Consider the following 18,959-nt stretch of genomic DNA (forward strand, 5'->3'; position numbering starts at 1 on the left):
CCAACAAATAAATCATCCTTGCTTTGATGCGATCGCACCTAACAAGGCTCTTTTAGCCCGCGCAGGCGGGCTTTGTCCGTGTAGCCCCAGGCTTGAGCCTGCGGGTTTTTTGAAGGTTTTATTTTTTGGAGTTCCCTAAGCAGATTTACCCTTGAGTTGCCCATAAGTCGGTTAACACTTCACCCTCGGTGGGAGCGATTTTTTCCTCAGTTTTCTGTGGGGTTAGATCCGATTTCTGTTCTACCGGCATCACGGGGTTAACCTCGGATTTGAGCTCATCCAACCGCACCTTGACCACTTGGGGTTGTTGGGCGGAAAATTTCGGCAAGGTTAAGGTGAGAATGCCATCGTTTAACTGAGCTTCGATGCGGTCCGGCACAATGGGTTTCGGCAAGGGGACGACCCGCTTTAACTTGCCATAACGGAGTTCGGAACGGAGGTAACCGCTGTTCTGACTCACGGGATTGGGGGTCTGACGGTGGGCGGCGATCGCCACTTGAAAGCGACTCGCTTGCACATCAATCTCCTCTCCAGTTAACCCGGGCAGTTCCACCCGCAATACAAAGCTATTTTCAGTTTCTTCCAGTTCGATCGCCGGTTGCCACACTCTACCCATTTCGGGACGTTGGCACGGGGGTTGTTCAGTTAAGAGTTGTTCAAATTGACGTCCCCAGGCATCGACCTCGCGTAACAGGTCCAAATTCATTAATGTTCTCATCGGGTTTCCTCTCCAAAAAAAGAGTGAATTCTGAAATCGGTAGAGTGGGCAGAATCGGGTTTTATCGAACCAGTGGGCGATTAAAACACCGATAATTTTTTATGTAACCTCGGGAAACTAAAATGTTTCCTCCCTATTTTTAGGGTAATTATGTTGCCTATTTCGAGGGGTTACTTCTTTCTAATGTAAGCGAACTGACACTCTATTTACCAGGGGGTAAACCGTAAGAAGACTGTTGTATTTGCCGCCGATGGGCGAAAAGTTTTAAATCCTCTTTCCGGTTTGACCATGACTCTAGGATAGGAAAATCTAGGTTGACGCTCAGGGGGGCAAACCGTAAGAAGACTGTTGTATTTGCCGACAAAATCTAGTCTGGATGTTGATGGGAATAATCAGGTCTGGTTTAAGCCCGCAGGCTTTAGCCCGGAGGCTATACGGACAAAGCCCGCCTGCGCGGGCTCATACAGAAAATTAACTTTTAATACGGAATCCGGTTGTCAAAGGTCTGCTTTCGCCCGCACCCTAAAGGGTGGGGCTATACGGACGAAGCCCGCCTGCGCGGGCTCATACAGAAAATTGACTTTTAACAATCAGATTTGGTAGAAAACAGGGCAAGACAAAACCCTCCGAGTTTCTGAAACTCAGAGGGTTTAAATCCGGGGAAGACTAATTTATAGCAAATCCGGTTGTCTTAAGTGGTCTTTCTCCATTAGCCCGCGCAGGCGGGCTTTGTCCGTATAGCCCCAGGCTTCAGCCTGCGGGATTTTACAACCCGATCGCCACCGGATAGAGTATTAACCGCTAACCACGCCCGTTCCGGATGGGCGTACCACAGGGATAAGTGGCAACAGGTTCGGGTCTTTCAGAAACCGGGGGGGCGGTGCGTTCGGATTTTTTCGCTTGCGCCAATTGGTAGTCTAATTGCAGTTTAGTCAGCATTTCCTGACGGCGATCGTACAATCGCTTGAGGGAACGCGCGGGACACTGATTCATCACATAAGCGGTGAGAATTGGCAGGGCGATCGTGCTGTCGGTATAGCAAACCACGGTATTGGGCAGTTCATTGGGATCGACTTTGCCCCAGCTTACTGCTTCAGCGGGGGTGGCCCCAGATAAACCGCCGGTATCGGGACGGGCATCGGTAATCTGGATGAAATAGTCATGTCCCCGTTCTTCTAAACCCAGGACCTCGTGAATTTGGGGTTGGGTTTGCAGGAGGAAGTTTTTGGGAGAACCGCCACCGAGAATGAAGGCGGCACTTTCTCCGGGGAAGTCTTGGTTGGGGTCCCGGGCACCATAGGCGATCGCCGCTGTTTCGTTGACATCGATCGCCGGATCAATGATTAATTGCGACCCTTCTAAGGCAAGCGCCGCCACATTCATCCCGATCGAGCTATCTCCCGGCGACGAGGTATAAATCGGCACCCCGCACTCATACGCCGTTGCCAGCAAGCAAGAATGCTCTACCCCGCGCTGCTTCTCAATTTCCCGGACATATTTGCCCAGCAGATAATGAAATTCTGCCGTTCCCATCCGCTTCTGAAAGGGTTCGGCGCGCAAAATCGTCCGAATAAAGGCATCGGTTTCTAACAAGACATCGTAGTCAAAAATGATGTCATAGATCCGAATATGACCGTCTTCGCGCAGTTTGATATCATCCACGAACGGATTTCCCGCATAGAGGTTTAATCCCAGTCCGTAATGGATATCGTGATACAGATTTGCGCCGGTACTGATGATGTAATCAATAAAGCCGTTGCGGATCAGCGGTGCTAAGGCTGACACCCCAAATCCCGCCGGAGTCATGGCCCCAGATAGGCTCAGTCCCACAGTCACTCCTTCCCGCATCACCTTTTGGGTCAGCAGGTGACAGATTTCCCGCAACCGAGCGGAATTATAAGCGGTGAAGTAACCATCAATTAAGTCCACGACGCTCACGTTCTCGGTCATGGGGGCGGGGGCAATTTTGCGATCTATCATTTGAGACATTTTTCCACTCCAAACGGTTGAAATACAGGGCATAGTAGCCTTAGCAGACCAAGCCCCTAAGGCGATTGACTATGTTCAATCATGAATATTTAAGTTGATTGACATCGCTGCCGGAGGTGAAGGATTGGGTCAGGTTCGTGGGAACCTACCTCATCCCTAGGCAGTAGCTGAAAGATCTCAACCGGACGCTCTATCGCGCAAGCATGATGCTTAATGAGTGGATCTGACAGATGTTTCGTTCGTCTGATGCGAGTTTCTCTGTCATGAATCCGCTCCCTTTTTGATAGAGCTAAGGCAGGAAAAATCCAGCTTGTTTAGAGACGGTTATCGGAATGCCGTCTCCTTGTCAAAATTTTGTGGGTCTATAACCCCGATCGACCTAGTTTGCGGACCCCTCAAGTCTTAGGGTCTTAACAGCAGCTTACAAGAAGCTTCAGAAGTACCGAGCGCAAACCTTATCTAACAGGCCGATCGGACCATACTAGGCGCTTCACATCGATCAGTCCAGGACAGCGCCGGGTCGCAATGCCGTTTACGCTTCAACTGCATATCCAGATACCAAAGGCCACGCCAAGGGTAGCCAGTTAGAGCAAAGAGTTTCAACGTTGTTATGCAACCTCTCTTGAGAAGACAACATTTTGAATACATTCTAGCACTAAAATTCCCGGGCTGAAATCTTAAAATTGAGATTTTTGAGGTTATTTCGGTCTTGAGGCTTAGAACATATAGGGTTATCGACTTTTTTGGCATTTTTTCGGCTTTTCAGGAGTGTAAAGCTCTTTCTTGAGCAGTAGGACTCTAGAAAGAGCGGATGGGAAGGGCTGAAATGCCGACAATAGCAGGGTCTGACAAGGGTAGGTTGCTTACGCTTAACTGCACTTGCGGTCCCCTCCCCGATGTCTTGGGGAGGCGTCAGGTGGGGTTCTTCTGAGGCGCTCGCCACCTCAAACAATCTTGGAGGTTTAAGCATTAACCCGGTCAAGGTGGTAAATTTAATGACGAAAAATCGCTATTTCTTGTAGGGGCGTATTGCATACGCCCTCTTGGGCGCAAGCATTGCGCCCCTACAAGAAACTGAGGATGAGGCGGGATTTCATTGCCGGATAAAGAGGGCCTGCGCATTGCGCCCCTACAAGAAACTGAGGATGAGGCGGGATTCCATTGCCGGATAAAGAGGGCGTATGCAATATGCCCCTACAAGAAACTGAGGATGAGGCGGGATTCAGTTTTGAGATGCTGCTGGGCCCGCTTATCTAGGTAGAATTCGCGGACAAATCCCGGGCAAGAGAGGGGGAAAAAAACTCCTAGAGATTTGGCTAGACTGAAATGCCAATTGAGGGGTATGATGGGAGATTGTGAGTTAAAAACCATAACTATGAAGGCTGAACAGATTATCCGTGACATTGAAGCGGAACAGTTAAAAACGGACCTCCCGCAGATTTACGTCGGTGACAGCGTAAGAGTGGGCGTCAGAATTAGAGAAGCGGGCAAAGAAAGAACCCAGCCTTACGAAGGCGTGGTGATTGCCATGCGCAATGGTGGGATTAACGAAACCATTACCGTGCGCCGCGTGTTCCAAGGAGTTGGGGTGGAACGAGTCTTTTTGCTGCACTCCCCCCGGATTGAGAGCATCAAAGTATTGCGTCGGGGTAAAGCGCGACGGGCGAAGCTGTACTATCTGCGCGATCGCGTGGGTAAAGCCACCCGCATCAAACAACGGTTTGACCGCCCTATCTAAGACCAATCCAAAAAAATTGCCCCGGGTGGGTTGACGCGATCGCAATCTTAGGTATAGGATAGGAAATGGGTGAATCGCTCTAACCAGCAGATTCAACCCGTGCGCTCTTAGTTCAGTTGGTAGAACGCAGGTCTCCAAAACCTGATGTCGGGGGTTCAAGTCCTCCAGGGCGCGCTGAACCATCTTCCGAAAGATATCTGCCCGAAAGTATGTCTGCTGCAAAAACAGCAAACAACCTAAAAACTTTCGGGTAGAATTATTATCTGGGTGGTTCGTACCAAGTATTGCAAGAACAAGAAAAAGTTTAAGCTAGAACGGCGACGAGTGCAGCCACCCAATCTGGAGTGGCGTAATTCACTGGCGATCGCATGAAAGCTGTTGCCAAGAAAAAACTACCTGTTGTTGCGTTCAGTGGGAGAGGGAAAACAATTGTGGCAAAAAACAACGAAGCAAACCAAGAAACAGCAAGCGGTTTCAATCCCGCAGAGTTTTTCCAGGAAACAAAAGAAGAACTGGCGAAGGTAGTTTGGCCATCTCGGCAGCAGGTGATTAGTGAATCCTTGGCCGTCCTCTCGATGGTCGCCTTGATTGCCAGCTTAATCTATTTCATCGATAAATTTTTTGGTTGGGCAGCTACACAGGTGTTCGGATGATGTTTGCATCGGACGACGACTCTCAATATCCAACTCAACCGTCAGAAACCGACGAAGCGGAAGAAACCAAATCAACGGGCCGTTGGTTTGCCGTTCAAGTTGCCTCGGGCTGTGAAAAGCGCGTCAAAGCGACCCTAGAACAGCGAATTCAAACCCTTGATATGGGCGATCGGATTTTTCAGGTTGAGATTCCCCAAGCTGCTGCATTTAAAATCCGCAAGGATGGAAGCAGACAGCAAACGGATGAAAAAATCTTCCCCGGTTACGTCCTCGTCCAAATGGACATGGACGATGAAAGCTGGCAGGTTGTCAAAAACACCCCCCATGTGATTAACTTTGTGGGGGCAGAACAAAAACGCCGTTACGGACGCGGACGCGGTCACGTCAAACCCATGCCCCTGAGTTATTCGGAAGTTCAACGGATATTCAGGCAACGGGACGAAGCAGAGCCAGTAGCAAAAACTTATCTGACTCCCGGAGAAAAAATTGAAGTGGTCTCTGGACCCTTTAAAGATTTTGATGGGGAAGTCATAGAAGTGAGCCCAGAGCGCAGTAAGCTCAAAGCACTCCTGTCTATCTTCGGACGAGATACGCCCGTCGAACTGGAGTTTAATCAAGTCCGCAAATTGAGTTAAAGCAGCTAACACAGCAAATGGCAAAAAAAGTAGTTGCGGTGATTAAGTTGGCGATTAATGCCGGAAAAGCCAACCCCGCACCCCCGATCGGGCCAGCGCTCGGTCAGCATGGCGTGAACATCATGATGTTCTGTAAAGAATACAACGCCAGAACTGCCGATCAAGCGGGTCTCGTAGTGCCGGTAGAAATTTCCGTCTTTGAAGACCGCAGTTTCACCTTCATTCTCAAAACCCCTCCCGCCTCTGTCTTGATTCGCAAGGCAGCAGGGATTGAAAGAGGTTCAGGGGAACCCAATCGCAAGAAAGTGGCCGAAATCTCCCGGGATCAACTCCGCGAGATCGCCCAAACTAAAATGCCTGACCTCAATGCCAATGACATTGAAGCGGCCATGAAAATTGTCGAAGGGACCGCCCGGAATATGGGTGTGACCGTCGCCGATTAGGAACCGATTGGAGATTTTAGAGTTTAGATTTTTAGAATTCTCTTAAGATTCTAGGAACTGGGGTTTGAAATCTCTGGATTGAGCTCAATGAGATTTCCAAAAAAATCTCAACCGCATGACCCATAACAAGGGGCAGAGGCATCGCCTCGTTATGACCCCAGGAGAGAAAAATGCCCAAAAAAATCTCGCGTAGATTACAAGAACTCACTAAAAAGGTTGAAGAGCGCCCTTATCAACCCTTAGAGGCCCTCAACCTTTTAAAAGAGACCGCTACAGCTAAATTTCCTGAATCCGCCGAAGCTCATATTCGCTTAGGCATCGATCCCAAGTACACCGACCAACAACTGCGGACCACCGTAGCCCTCCCCAAAGGAACGGGTCAAACCGTCCGCGTGGCGGTAATTGCTCGGGGGGAAAAAGTGACCGAAGCCACCAATGGCGGTGCAGATTTGGCCGGGTCTGAAGACTTGATTGCCGAAATCCAACAAGGCCGGATGGACTTCGATAAACTGATTGCCACCCCGGACATGATGCCCCAAGTGGCCAAATTAGGTAAACTCCTCGGTCCCCGGGGGTTGATGCCTTCGCCAAAAGGTGGTACAGTAACCTTTGACCTCGGTCAAGCAATTAACGAGTTCAAAGCCGGTAAACTAGAATTTCGGGCCGATCGCACGGGCATCGTCCATGTCATGTTTGGGAAAGCCGCTTTTCCAACTGAAGATCTCCTAGTTAACCTCAAGGCGTTGCAAGAAAGCATTGACCGCAACCGTCCTTCCGGTGCTAAAGGCCGCTACTGGCGCAGTGTGTATGTCGCTTCTACGATGGGTCCCTCCATTGAAGTCGATATCAGTGCCTTGCGAGATCTCAAGCTGACAGAAATCGCCTAAGGGCGAGTTCAAATTTTGAGGCAACTCAAAATTCATCCCTTCAAACCCCACAATTAAATAGCACAGTAGCCGGAGACAGTAGGTGTCCAACAGGGCTTAATTTCCTACCTAGGTTTGCGTTATCGTTCCCCTTGTGCTGGTCTTGTCATGAGTTGACAAGATTGCCATCGGGATCTGACAAAACCCCGGCTACCCTGCTGGGGTTTTTGATTGGGTCGGGGATAGGGGAGCAGGGAATAAAAACCCACAGGCTGAAGCCTGGGGCTACACAAACGAAGCCCGCCTGCGCGGGCTAAGAGGGAAAACTGACTGTTTACAATCGGATTCCGTATCCTATTCCCAGGGGATGAATGCTCCCAAATGTCTCTAAATTCTTAATCTTCATCCCAATCAGGAGGTGAAAACGAGTGGGTAAAACGCTAGCCGATAAACAAGCGATGGTGACGGAGCTCAAACAAGAGTTGAGCAAGTCCCAGATGACGCTTGTGATTGATTACAAAGGGTTAACCGTGGCGGAGATTACCGATTTACGTCGGCGTCTACGCGAAAGCGGTGCAACCTGTGCCGTTGCTAAAAACACCCTGATGCGACGGGCTGTTGATGGCGACGAAAACTGGCAATCTTTAGGGGAATTCCTGAAAGATTCCTCTGCCTTTTTGTTCCTGAAAGATGACCTGAATGGTCCGATTAAGGCGTATCAAGACTTCCAAAAAGCGACCAAGAAGAGTGAACTTCGTGGTGGTGTATTAGAAGGAAAGGCGCTGACTTTCGAGCAAGTGAAGGCGATCGGAGATCTTCCCTCCAAAGAAGAACTCATGGCGCAAATCGCCGGTGCCCTCAATGCAGTGGTCACCAAGATTGCTGTGGGTATCAAAGAAGTTCCTTCGGGTCTGGCCCGAGGTCTCCAAGCCTACGCCGACAAAGACGGCAGCACCAGCGACGAAGACCAAGCGGCCTAGGGTCGTTGGTCATTGGTCGTTGGTCATTGGTCGTTGGTCATTGGTCATTGGTCGTTGGTCGTTGGTCGTTAGTCAAACAACAAATGACAAATGACAAATGACAAATGACAAATGACAACCCTTGTCTATTCCATTTATATATTTGATAGGAGTCAATCCATGTCTGCAGCAACTGATGAAATTCTCGAAAAGCTAAAATCCCTGACCTTGTTGGAAGCTTCTGAACTGGTCAAACAAATTGAAGAAGCCTTTGGCGTGAGCGCTGCTGCACCCGCAGGCGGCATGATGATGATGGCTCCTGGCGCTGCGGCTGCTGCTGAAGAAGTCGAAGAGAAGACTGAATTTGATGTCATTCTCGAAGAAGTTCCGGCAGACAAGAAGATTGCCGTGCTCAAAGTTGTCCGTGCTTTAACCGGATTAGGTCTGAAAGAAGCCAAAGATATGGTGGAATCTGCACCGAAACCGATTAAAGAAGGCATCGCCAAAGATGCAGCGGAAGATGCTAAGAAGCAACTGGAAGAAGCAGGCGGAAAAGTCAGCATCAAGTAAGATTTTCCCTTGGGGAATTAATACCAGAGTGGCAGAATATTATATTTTGCCACTCTACCGGATAAGTCCACGGCAGTGGGCTTATTTTTTTGATGGAGTGCAGGACTGACGTAGATCTTGAGAATCTACCCGAAATGTAGAGGCGATTCGCGAATCGCCTCTACATTTCGGACTCACTGGGAAAATATGCGTAAGTCCTGGAGTGGTTCAGTTGGGATGGCCGATCGCCTCTATCATCTGTCGCTCCACTACCCTCTGCTCTGTGGGTACCGTAAAATAAAATGTGGACCCCTGACCGACTTGAGATTTGATCCAGATGGAACCCCCATGCCGTTCGACAATTTTGCGGCAAGTGGCTAATCCGATGCCGGTCCCGGGATAGTCTTGGCTGTGTAAGCGTTTAAAGATTTGAAAAATATACTGGGAATATTCTTCATCAATCCCAATGCCGTTATCTTGAATTGAAAATAAATAATGATTGTCTTGGAGTACCGCACTCAGATGAATTCTGGGCGACTCTTCCCGACGGTATTTAATAGCATTTCCGATTAAATTTTGGAAGAGTTGGACGAATTGAGATTCAGTGCCGATGATTTCCGGTAACGGGTCATAAGTCACCTGAGCTTGATTTTGATAAATCTCCGTCCCTAGATTTTCCAGGGCCTGCTGGACAAGCCGATCGCACGATAGGAGTTGTAACGGCTCCTGCACCTGATTCAACCGAGCATAGGAGAGTAACTCTCCAATTAATAAATCGGTGCGATCGCAAAGCTTTAAAATTTGCTTCACAAAATCGTTACATTTATCATCCAGTTGTTCCTTTCCACACATTTGCAAGAGTTGGGCATAGCCATTGATGGTGGCTAACGGTGAGCGCAAGTCGTGAGAAGCAATTCCGGCAAATTGTTCTAAATCCGCATTAGAGCGAGCGAGTTCTTGGTTGGCTTTTTCCAGGGCGAGTTCTGTGAGTTGCCGTCGTTCAATTTCCCGCCTTAGCTGTTCATTCTGCTCCTGTAGGGCTTTTTCAGCAGCGTTGCGCTGACAAATTTCTGCTTGCAATTGATAGTTTTGTTTCTCTAGCTTCATTTGCAAGTAATTCAGTTTCAGATGACAGTCGATGCGGGCAAAAACCTCTTCGACTTGAAACGGCTTGGTAATATAGTCTACTCCGCCAACCGCAAAAGCCTTTACCTTGTCAAATCCTTGGTCCTTGGCGCTCACAAAAATCACCGGAATTTGACAAGTGGCTGATTCATGTTTTAACTGGTGACAAACTTGATACCCATCCATCTCAGGCATCATGATATCGAGCAAAATCAAATCCGGTGGCGTTGATCTAGCAGCCGCTAAAGCCCTATCTCCCGAGAGGACGGCGCGGACCTTATAGCCGTGTTTTTTTAGCAAATTCGACAACACCCGTAAATTATTCGGTTCATCGTCCACAATTAAAATATCGGCTAAATTTCCGAGAGGTTGAGCGCTATTCATAAAGCAGTTCCTGGGTCAGTTCGGTAATTTTGTCAAATCGGAAGTTATCGGTCCAGTCTTGGAGACAGTGCGCGATCGCCCTCGAACCTTCCGGAATTTCCTGAATGAGTTCCTCAATGGCTTCACTATCCGCCGCTAGGGCAGCATTGTGTAACGCACCAATCCAAGTGAGTGCCATCCCTTGCAGCGCCGCAGGGCCTGGAATAAAGGCGGCATCCCGTGAATCACCCCTGTCTTCTATTGCCGACTCCAGATCTTGATATTGATAGCGTACCCCTAAGTGTTGAGCAAAGGTTTCCAAGAGTACCTCTTGTCGGCAAGGCTTTCGTAAGAAATCATCACAACCAGCGGACAAAATCAAGCTGCGATTTTCCTCAAAGGCACTCGCCGTTAATGCAATCACCACCGTCGCCTGACCCTTTACATGACATTTGATCTGTCGAGTGGCTTCGTAACCATTCATCACAGGCATTTGCATATCCATTACTATTAAATGGGGTTCCCAATTTTCCCAGACTTCTAACGCTTGTTTGCCATTTTCCGCTTCCCGAACCTCAAATCCCAGGGGTTCGAGGTAGCAGCGAATTAAGCGGCGACTTTCAGGGCGATCGTCCGCTACCAGAATCCGATAGGTGGGCTGATCGGGTTCTAATCCGATAATGCGCTGAACCTGTCGGGCGGTTGTGAGGTCACTCGCTTGAGCAACGGAGACTTGAAGGGTAAATTTAACCAAGGTCCCCACATCAAGGCGGCTGCTCACCTCGATATCACCGCCCATCATTTGTACGAATTTACGGCTAATGCTCAATCCTAAACCCGTTCCTTCTGAGGCGGTTTTGCCGGTGGCGGTTTGATGAAAGGGCATAAATAATCCCGGCAACTCCTCCTCAGCGATTCCCATGCCTGTATCTTCGATTTCAAAGTAGAAACAGAACCGAGAGGCGGGTTCTAAATTGGCCTCTTTGAGTTCCCTCGCTCTGACTCGCAGGGATACCCCACCTTCGCGAGTAAATTTGATGGCATTTCCTACCAAATTGGTCAAAACTTGGCGCAATTTGCTCTCATCGGTGGTGATATATTGGGGGACCTTATCTGGGTCAAAAATCATCTGTAACCCTTTAGAAGCCGCTTTGAGTTGGAACATGGCTTCTAAGGCGGTGAGTAGAGCATAGAAGTCAAAATTGCTGAGATGAAGGGCCGATCGCCCCGCTTCGATTTTGGAGATTTCCAGGACATCGTTAATCAAATTCAGCAGATGCTCCCCACTACTATTGATAATGGCAATTTGTTCTTGTTGTTGGGGATTTAAAGACGAGTCCTGAGCTAAGATTTGGGTAAAGCCCAAAATCGCATTCAGAGGGGTTCGCAGTTCATGGCTCATATTGGCCAGAAAAGCGCTTTTAGTCATGTTGGCTGCTTCCGCCACTTCTTTCGCTTCTAGTAAGGCTATTTCAGCCCGCTTGCGATCGCTGATATCCGTGGAAATTCCACATAAAGCGTAGGGTTGACCGCTCAAATCTTGGAGGATTAACTTGACCGTATAAAAAGGATGAATGCCATCGGGCAGGGGGATGTCTTCTTCAAAATAATAAGGCACTCCCTTTTCGACCAGGTTTCGTTCATTGGCCTCAACTTGTTCGGCAAACTCTCCGGGGAAGAATTCGGCAAAGGTTTTACCGAGACACTGCTGTTCTGAAACCTGTAATAAATCCAGGAAATACTGATTGACTAATAAAAATTTGCCTTCCAGGTCTTGCAAATAAATTCCCGCTGGAGCATTATCTAAAATGGCTTTTAGCTTCGCTTCACTTTCTCGCAAAGCTTTCTCGGCTTGAATTTGGTTGGTAATGTCGAGTCCAACTCCTCCAACTAAATGCTCTCCTCCGTCTATTTCTATGGGAAATTTATAGACCAAAAACTCACCGAGGGAACCATGGGAACGAAATGCGGATTCGATCGCCTCGACGACTTCACCGCCATCAGCCACTAAGCGAGTGTTGGCAATGTGCTGTTCGGCTATCTCCCGGGGGTGGAGGTCAAAGGGGGTTTTACCCAGCAACTCATCCACAGGCTGAAGGAATACATTCGCCACGTTCTGATTGCAGTAAACGATTTTGCCATCGCGATCGCTAATCCAGGCAAGGGCCGGACTGTGGTTCATAAATGCCTGAAATCTGGCTTCGCTTTCGCGCAAAGCTTGATCGGCTTTAATGCGATTATTTACATCTCTACCCATGAGAGATGCACCCAAGATTTTTCCACTGGGATCTCGCATTGAACTGTAGTTCATTTCATAATAGTGACGGTCCTGGTTTAATGCTCCTAATTCCAGAATCAGGCTAAAATGTTCGCCTCGAAATGCTCGTCCCCAAACTTCTCTAGCATTAGCCTGTTCCCTGGGTAAATGGGATAAGGCTTCAATCAGGTTATCCCCCACTTCAAAGCGGCTGCCAAACAGTTTGCTAAATTCGCGTTTAGCCGTCTCATTCGCCACCATACAAGTGAAATTTGTATCCATCGCGGCAATAATGTCGGGGGTGCATTCTATCAAACTATTCAAAAGTGCTTGATTGCTTCTTAATTTAGCCTCGATTTGCTGTCGCTGGTGCAATTCTTGTTCGAGTTCAACTGTTCGCTCGGCGATGCGATGTTCTAAAGTTTGATTTAATTCCCGAAGGGCTTGCTCGGCTTGCCTGCGATCGGTGATATCAACGGCGGTAGTCATCGTAAGTCTTCGGCGATCGCCCGTTTTTTCTAACCTCACCGCATAGAAGTACCAAACACGGTTTTCGCCGATTTTTGTGCGAATGGTTTTCTCTTTTTCCAGGACCTGGCTTGCTTCTAAGGCGTCAATATTCTGGATAGGTTTTCTGAAGGGTTGAGTTCTTTCCAGATCGGCTTTTTCAGTCCAGTCGTTGAGGGTGGGAATATCCGCAAGCTGATAGCCACTAATCCTGGACCAAGCGAGATTAAGTTGCAGCACTTCTCCATCTTCGGCGTGCAGCATGATCGGGACTGGGGAATTCATAATGGCAGATTGGAACCAGCGCTGTGACTCCTGGCGATCGCCCTCGATGCGATTGAGCAATTGTGCCAGGATATAAATCCCTGTGGAGAAGAGGGTAACCTCGCCGATCATCAGAATGGCATAGGCGGTGGGTTCGTCATACCAGTCCCGTTGATGACCCTGAAAGAGCAACCAACCCAGGACCAAAGGCAGGGCGATCGCCCAAGGCAAAACTCGCCGCGCCATCATTCCTCCGAGTAGAGGACTGAGGATCGTCGGCATCAGCCCCTGTTCTGGACGACTAAATAATATCCCGAGGCTCAGGACGAGAAATGTGACTGCGGTACTGAAGGCCGTGGTAGTTGTCGGCACCCATAACTCATATAACACCTGAGCATTAAACAAGTAACAGGAGAGACCCACTAATGCAATCAAAGCCACCACCAGACTCACGATCTGAGCGAGTCGGTCCTTGTCCTTTTGCGGGGTTTGCTGGGCCAACAGCAACAGGGAAATGCCGCTCAAGATAAAATTCACCGCAACGCTTGCGCTCATCCTTCCGGGATAAGGGACTGTGACGGAGGCCCTAAGATCTGGAACCAGGAGTTCATCAATGCCGAAGTTCCAGCGAAAAAGATACTGGAGTAAGGTGAGAGTGGCGATCGCAATCACGAACCCGGCCAATCCCCGAACTATCCGTTGCCACCGTCGAGGAAGTCGCTGTCGTTGTAACAATCCCAGAGCAATCCCACTGAGCACAAAGCACAAAGCGGCATTGGGTCTCATGCTGTAGGGGTTGCCCAGAAAACCGTTGATAAACCATTCCGGATGAAAATGCCAACCCAGCAAATGGATGGCTCCCATGAGGATGACAAAGGCAGCGGCGACCCGAGAGATCCGGTAAGTCATAGGAACAGTTTCCTCTCACAGTTCGAGGTGGGGTATTGCTAGAAATAACTCAGGCGAGAGTAGAAACACTTTTCGCGAGTGGTTTTTAGCCCTTCTTTATTGTACCTTTTTACGGGCTTGAAACTTTCTGAAATTAAGCAAAAACCCCACACCCTCAAGGGTAAAGGCTCACAGGACGGAGCCTCACCTATGCGGGCTAAGATAGAAAACCGACTGTTTACAACCGGATTTGTGTTCAGGAGGAGTTAGAAACCGGGTTTCTTGCCCAAATTGTTGCTGATTCACCATCCATTACGGTCAGAAACCCGGTTTCTTCTTGTTTGACTTAAGACAGTGAGCGTTCCCCTATTGTTTAACGATTTCACTGCGGGAGGTTTTGGTTTTTCGCAGGGGATTTGGGCTTAGTTCCGGAGGAAGGGCGGTGACGGAACCCCATTGGCTGACAAATTGAGTGAGTAGCGCTTCTTGTTGCAGGCGGAATCCCTCCAGGTTACTGCCGCCATTCATAATCACAAACCAGACGGAACCCTGGGTTTGGGTGGGTAATGCACCAGCTAAGGCACTCACATAGTTAAGACTGCCGGATTTGACGACGGAGAAGCGGGGAATTTGCCGTTGGTTGAGGATGCCTTCATCTTGTCCGACAATGGCGATCGCATCTCCAATGGTCAGGTTATGGGGTTGTAATTCCCGTTCTAAGGCCAAAAATAGACCACAAGCGGCGCGAGGGGACATGATATTTTCTTCCCCTAATCCGGACCCGTTGATCAGTTGGATTTCTTGGGAGGGAACTCCCGCAGCAACTGCCGCTTTTTGGGCGACGACTTGGGCACCTCCCACGGCGTCAGCAAACATTTCTGCCATTGGGTTGTTGCTGTATTGATTCATCCGTTTGAGGAGTTCCACCACGGGAAGGGAATAATGGCGTACCAGGGGTTGAAGTTCCGCAGGGGGTGCAGCAGCGACTCGGACTGTACCAGCGATCGCCACTTGGGGTCTGGGAGTACCGGGGGGTAAGGTTTGATATTGGGTTTCTGCTTCCCCGGGCCAAATTTGCCCATTGATGCCTTCAAAAAAGAGGTTCCCGGCGATGGTTGGATCGGTCTCGAAGTTCATATAAAATTTGTCCAGAATCACCAAATCCCCTGTCACCCGTTGAATTCCCATTTCATTGAGGCGATTGCCGATCGCCATTGCTTCTTCCCAAACAAATAGGGGGTCGCCTTCTCCTTGGATGACTAAATCCCCCTGTAATTCGCCATTTTCGATGGGTCCGGTTGCCCCAATTTCGGTGACGAATTCGCGATCGGGACCGTAGGTTTGCAAAGCAACCAGGGAGGTGGCGATTTTAGTGAGAGAAGCAGCAGGTAGGGGGGTTGTGCCTTGATGTTGGGCGAGGAGGGTGTCCCCAGTTTGCATCCAGATGCCTTGATTTTCCGAGGCAAATCCTTGGGAGGAGAGGCTGTTGATATATTGGGCGATCGCAGCAGTAACCGTGGGGTCGGGATTATCTAAGGGGGCGATCTTCGGCGTTTGTGGGGGTTCGGGAGTTGCAATTTCTGTCACTGAGGCTTCTGCCGGGGGGACTTCAGTTTGGGCGGTTTCTGAAGGATTGCAGGCAGTCATGAGTGCCGAGAGGGTGACCAATACAGCAGCAGTCAAACGGGGAGTTCTTAGCATAGGGAGGGATGAAGGAGGTGCAGGTTTCGAGACAGAGGATAGCATAAGCCTTGAAGATTCATCCTATCAAATCGTCAGACTATTAGCCGCCGGTGGCGATTGATCGCTTTTGAAAACAAACCCTAAATGTAGAGGTGATTCGCGAATCACCTCTACATTTAGGGCTTAACTTGAAAGATTGAGTAAGTCTTGAAAACTTGGGCATTACCTAACCTCACTTCAAAAAACTCACTTTTTATCAAGCTTTGCCCATTCATCTCTAGCAAAGTTGCGGATTGCCTGGAGAGAACCCGTATGATAAAGTGAGATTCAATTTCAAAACATAGGTAAAATCCGGAGGCTAAACGCACCAATGAACCGCAGATTTGGACAACTATTGAACGGGAGAACCCTCCGTCAAATCGGGATAGGCGCAGTCGTCTGTTTGCTAGTGGCTTTGTGTCAGGGGATAGCACAAGGCCAAGGCATCAATTGTGGGAGTTCATCCCATTGGGTAACCGCTTATAATAATCAGCAGGTGAATCACGCTCACATTTTTTGTGGGGAGGTGAATCGAGAGGGGCGCTTGGTGGGATTTCATGCGCGACCCCGAGGACAAAACCCCTCTACCGTCCGACAATTTAGAGTCACCCAATCCGTGAATAATCAGGGGATTTACGGGGGAGAATGGACTCATACCTCCGGAGGCGGAACCAAATTCTCAACCATGTTTCCCGATCGCTGTACTACAGAACAAGTGCTCAATTCCATTGCTTATGCAGAAGCGAATCGGGTACAATGTCCGAACGGCGCACCGAATTGGGCTTGGTGCGGATTGAATGCGCCAACAGACAGCAGCCAGCAAACTCGGTTTTGTAGCGCAAATAATGGCAGTTCTTATCGAATTGCTGGGGCAACCAATCGAGATGGTAAAATTAATACAGGCTTTCCGTTAAGGTAATCAAGATTATGACTGAAAAAGCGTGTAATGAAGTGGACTGGTTTGACCAAAGTAGCGCTCATCGTCGGGTTTTAGAGTTTCTGACTCTAGATATTCAAAACAGCCCTGAATGGGTCCAGCAGTTATTAGACCAAATAGCCGCACTGGAGACGGGAGAACTTCAGGAATGGACGCGCTCAGGAAATGCCTACTATTTAATTTTTTCACCCCAAACCGTGACCCTAGAGAATCTCTTGGTGGACGCCGAACCCATCGAAACGATTTCTCTCCAGGAGTTCAAAGAAGCGGTTTTAAGATGGCAAGAGCAGCTTGATAATTCTGTTTCCGACTTCAAAAACGTTTGAAGGACTCACCGAGGATTTTAGGGAGGCTTAAAAAAAGCTAAAATTGCTGATTTTCAGGGCGAATCCAGAAGCGATATCGGTTACAATAGATTGAGCCGGGGGAGAATAGGGGAAGATAGGGCAGTGCCTTGTCCCTACCCTGTCCCTCGGGTCAGTGAAAAACATCATGATTTAATAATTGGTGGGGAATTTTATGACGAAAGCTGAACTCACCCCAGAACTGCAAACTCCGATATGGGTGGAGGATGAATGGACTCCGCCGATGCCACCTACGGATTTAATTTTTGATGATGGAGAACCCTTGGAAAGTAATCGTCACCGCATTGCCATGAATGTGCTGATTGCCGCAGTACATGAAGCCTTTGCTGGGCGGCAAGACTATTTTACGGGGGGCAATATGTTCGTTTATTTTAGTAGCGAACAAGCCCTAAATCGGGATTTTAAAGGCCCGGATTTCTTTGTTGCCCTCAATGTTGATGGGACAAAGGAACGGCAAGGTTGGGTCGTTTGGAAAGAAGAAGGACAGTATCCCAATGTGATTGTAGAGTTCCTGTCCCCCTCTACAGCCCACGAGGATCTCGGCAACAAAAAGGACGTTTATGAACGGACATTTAGACTTCCTGAGTATTTTGTCTATGACCCCTTTGCCCCAGATTCATTGCGGGGATGGCGGTTAAAGGGACAAAGGTATGAGGAGTTAACGAAGGACGATCGCGGCTGGTTATGGTGCGATTCTCTCGGGTTCTGGTTGGGAACTTGGGAGGGAACATTGCAACAGGAAACAGCAACTTGGTTAAGGTTTTTTGATGCCGAGGGAAATTTGATTCTGTTGCCCGAAGAACTGGCTAAAATTGAACGCCAACGGGCTGAAAATGAAGCACAACGGGCTGAAAATGAAGCACAACGAGCTGAAAATGAAGCACAACGAGCTGAGGAAGCTCGCTCGGAATTGGAGGCACTTAAAGCCCGACTCCGGGAGAAGGGAATCGATTTAGAGTCCCTCTAATTGGGGTCATGAAATTTCAATAAATCCGATGTAGGGGCGATTGATAAATTGCCCCTATTTTCTGTATAAAAAGAACAGGATTTGATGCATTTTTTGGGCAACTAGGGACGCAGCCCAATGGGAGCATCTCAATTTTGCCTAAAAGGGGAATTTACACCTCTTGCTCCCCCTGACCTCGTAGGGAAGGGGGTTGGGGGGTTAGGTCTCTTGGACAAATTGAGATGTTCCCCAGCCCGATTAATTCAAAGTACGATTTTGCAGGCGACGAATTTCGCGATCAACGCTGACGCCGATTTTGAGGGCTTGATTGAGCAGTCGCCCATATTCGGTGGCTTCGTCGCTAATTTTTAAGTGGTTTAAGGTGGCTAGATTATTTTCTATTTTAGCAAATAATTCATAGCGACGGTCGATGAGGTCTTGATTTTCTCGGAGGATTCGATCGGTTCGTAAGCTGGCGAGTAAACTCTCTCGGGTAATGCTGAGGGCTTCGATTACTTCCTGGCGATCGCTGAGTTGGATTTCGCCCCCGGCTGCTTCTATTTTATCTAAAATATCGAGCGATCGCACCACTTCGTTATATTTTTGGATTTCATCAATCAGGGTTAAAAAGGTCTGGAATTTTTGGGCGCGCCTCCATAAAAAAAAGTTGAGGGAGAGGGAGGCGACACTAGCGATTCCACCGCTGAATAAGAGAAAATAAAACGTTGTCGCCATTTCTTGCCCAGAGAGTCCGGAATTGCGAACCATTAAAATGCCAAGAGGGGTGAGTAAAATGAAGAAGAGACCCAAGATAAACAACTGGGCGATCGCAAAGGATATCAGTTTGTTCAAATTTTGGAGGAAAGACAGGCGGAAAGCTAGACTTAACCCAATATCGTTCACATCCACCCCAGCGATCGCCTCTAGTTCGCTTTCGGTGACGATGGCATTTTCTAAATCGGGGCGCATAAACTATTTCATCCTCCTATTTTCTCCTAATTTTGTCAAGGGTTGTCCCCGGCGATCGCCCTTGTC

16 protein-coding genes, 1 tRNA gene and 1 other annotated feature are annotated in these 18,959 nt (G+C 48.7%); of the genes, 11 read left to right on the top strand and 6 right to left on the bottom strand.

Features of this window, described 5'->3' with window-relative positions; all coding sequences use genetic code 11:
- Nucleotides 1-145 precede the first annotated feature (145 nt).
- Both NG833_RS02270 and speY read right to left on the bottom strand, forming a co-directional pair.
- Nucleotides 146-718 carry an Hsp20/alpha crystallin family protein gene (locus NG833_RS02270; protein WP_254563716.1) on the bottom strand — a complete coding sequence of 191 codons (573 nt, stop codon included), beginning with the start codon at nucleotides 716-718 and terminating at the stop codon, nucleotides 146-148.
- A gap of 801 nt (nucleotides 719-1,519) precedes the next feature.
- A complete protein-coding gene (speY, locus tag NG833_RS02275; RefSeq protein ID WP_254563717.1) occupies nucleotides 1,520-2,707 on the bottom strand; it encodes a deoxyhypusine synthase in 1,188 nt (395 codons plus the stop codon).
- 1,375 nt (nucleotides 2,708-4,082) lie between these two features.
- Between speY and rplS the strand changes: the two genes are divergently transcribed.
- From rplS to rplL, 8 genes are all read left to right on the top strand, one after another.
- Nucleotides 4,083-4,445 (top strand): 50S ribosomal protein L19, encoded by a 363-nt coding sequence (gene rplS, locus NG833_RS02280; protein ID WP_254563718.1) that lies wholly within the window; start codon nucleotides 4,083-4,085, stop codon nucleotides 4,443-4,445.
- Nucleotides 4,446-4,546: 101 nt separating this feature from the next.
- Nucleotides 4,547-4,619, top strand: a tRNA-Trp gene (locus tag NG833_RS02285).
- Between the two features lie 257 nt (nucleotides 4,620-4,876).
- Nucleotides 4,877-5,098, top strand: a complete 222-nt coding sequence (gene secE, locus NG833_RS02290; protein WP_254563764.1) for a preprotein translocase subunit SecE — start codon at nucleotides 4,877-4,879, stop codon at nucleotides 5,096-5,098.
- Entirely contained in the window at nucleotides 5,095-5,733 is a 639-nt protein-coding gene (nusG, locus tag NG833_RS02295) for a transcription termination/antitermination protein NusG (RefSeq protein ID WP_254563719.1), read from the top strand. The genes secE and nusG overlap by 4 nt, the downstream gene beginning before the upstream one ends.
- Before the next feature lie 17 nt (nucleotides 5,734-5,750).
- On the top strand, nucleotides 5,751-6,176 hold the full coding sequence (gene rplK, locus NG833_RS02300) for a 50S ribosomal protein L11 (RefSeq protein WP_254563720.1): 426 nt from the start codon (nucleotides 5,751-5,753) through the stop codon (nucleotides 6,174-6,176).
- Nucleotides 6,177-6,346: 170 nt separating this feature from the next.
- Nucleotides 6,347-7,063, top strand: a complete 717-nt coding sequence (gene rplA, locus NG833_RS02305; protein ID WP_254563721.1) for a 50S ribosomal protein L1 — start codon at nucleotides 6,347-6,349, stop codon at nucleotides 7,061-7,063.
- Nucleotides 7,064-7,114: 51 nt separating this feature from the next.
- Nucleotides 7,115-7,281, top strand: a sequence feature (ribosomal protein L10 leader region).
- A 189-nt stretch (nucleotides 7,282-7,470) separates the two neighbouring features.
- The gene (rplJ, locus tag NG833_RS02310) at nucleotides 7,471-8,022 is read left to right on the top strand and encodes a 50S ribosomal protein L10 (protein WP_254563722.1); all 552 of its coding nucleotides are present in this window, start codon (nucleotides 7,471-7,473) and stop codon (nucleotides 8,020-8,022) included.
- 159 nt (nucleotides 8,023-8,181) lie between these two features.
- Entirely contained in the window at nucleotides 8,182-8,571 is a 390-nt protein-coding gene (rplL, locus tag NG833_RS02315) for a 50S ribosomal protein L7/L12 (protein ID WP_254563723.1), read from the top strand.
- A 207-nt stretch (nucleotides 8,572-8,778) separates the two neighbouring features.
- On the opposite strand, the gene NG833_RS02320 is transcribed toward rplL, so the two are convergent.
- The 3 genes from NG833_RS02320 to NG833_RS02330 form a co-directional block, all read right to left on the bottom strand.
- A complete protein-coding gene (locus tag NG833_RS02320; protein ID WP_254563724.1) occupies nucleotides 8,779-10,059 on the bottom strand; it encodes a response regulator in 1,281 nt (426 codons plus the stop codon).
- Entirely contained in the window at nucleotides 10,052-13,975 is a 3,924-nt protein-coding gene (locus tag NG833_RS02325; RefSeq protein ID WP_254563725.1) for a PAS domain S-box protein, read from the bottom strand. The genes NG833_RS02320 and NG833_RS02325 overlap by 8 nt, the downstream gene beginning before the upstream one ends.
- A 345-nt stretch (nucleotides 13,976-14,320) precedes the next feature.
- Entirely contained in the window at nucleotides 14,321-15,655 is a 1,335-nt protein-coding gene (locus NG833_RS02330) for a D-alanyl-D-alanine carboxypeptidase (RefSeq protein WP_254563726.1), read from the bottom strand.
- Nucleotides 15,656-16,007: 352 nt separating this feature from the next.
- Here NG833_RS02330 and NG833_RS02335 point away from each other — a divergent pair, with 352 nt between their 5' ends.
- The 3 genes from NG833_RS02335 to NG833_RS02345 all read left to right on the top strand — a co-directional run bounded on the left by NG833_RS02335 (nucleotide 16,008) and on the right by NG833_RS02345 (nucleotide 17,945).
- Nucleotides 16,008-16,595 (top strand): EndoU domain-containing protein, encoded by a 588-nt coding sequence (locus NG833_RS02335; RefSeq protein WP_254563727.1) that lies wholly within the window; start codon nucleotides 16,008-16,010, stop codon nucleotides 16,593-16,595.
- 8 nt (nucleotides 16,596-16,603) lie between these two features.
- On the top strand, nucleotides 16,604-16,939 hold the full coding sequence (locus NG833_RS02340) for a YacL family protein (protein WP_254563728.1): 336 nt from the start codon (nucleotides 16,604-16,606) through the stop codon (nucleotides 16,937-16,939).
- A gap of 193 nt (nucleotides 16,940-17,132) precedes the next feature.
- Nucleotides 17,133-17,945 carry a Uma2 family endonuclease gene (locus NG833_RS02345; protein WP_254563729.1) on the top strand — a complete coding sequence of 271 codons (813 nt, stop codon included), beginning with the start codon at nucleotides 17,133-17,135 and terminating at the stop codon, nucleotides 17,943-17,945.
- Between the two features lie 237 nt (nucleotides 17,946-18,182).
- On the opposite strand, the gene NG833_RS02350 is transcribed toward NG833_RS02345, so the two are convergent.
- A complete protein-coding gene (locus tag NG833_RS02350; protein ID WP_254563730.1) occupies nucleotides 18,183-18,893 on the bottom strand; it encodes a hypothetical protein in 711 nt (236 codons plus the stop codon).
- Nucleotides 18,894-18,959: the final 66 nt, after the last annotated feature.

This window comes from Oscillatoria sp. HE19RPO (genome assembly GCF_024220515.1).
Taxonomy (GTDB): Bacteria; Cyanobacteriota; Cyanobacteriia; order Cyanobacteriales; family Laspinemataceae; genus Laspinema.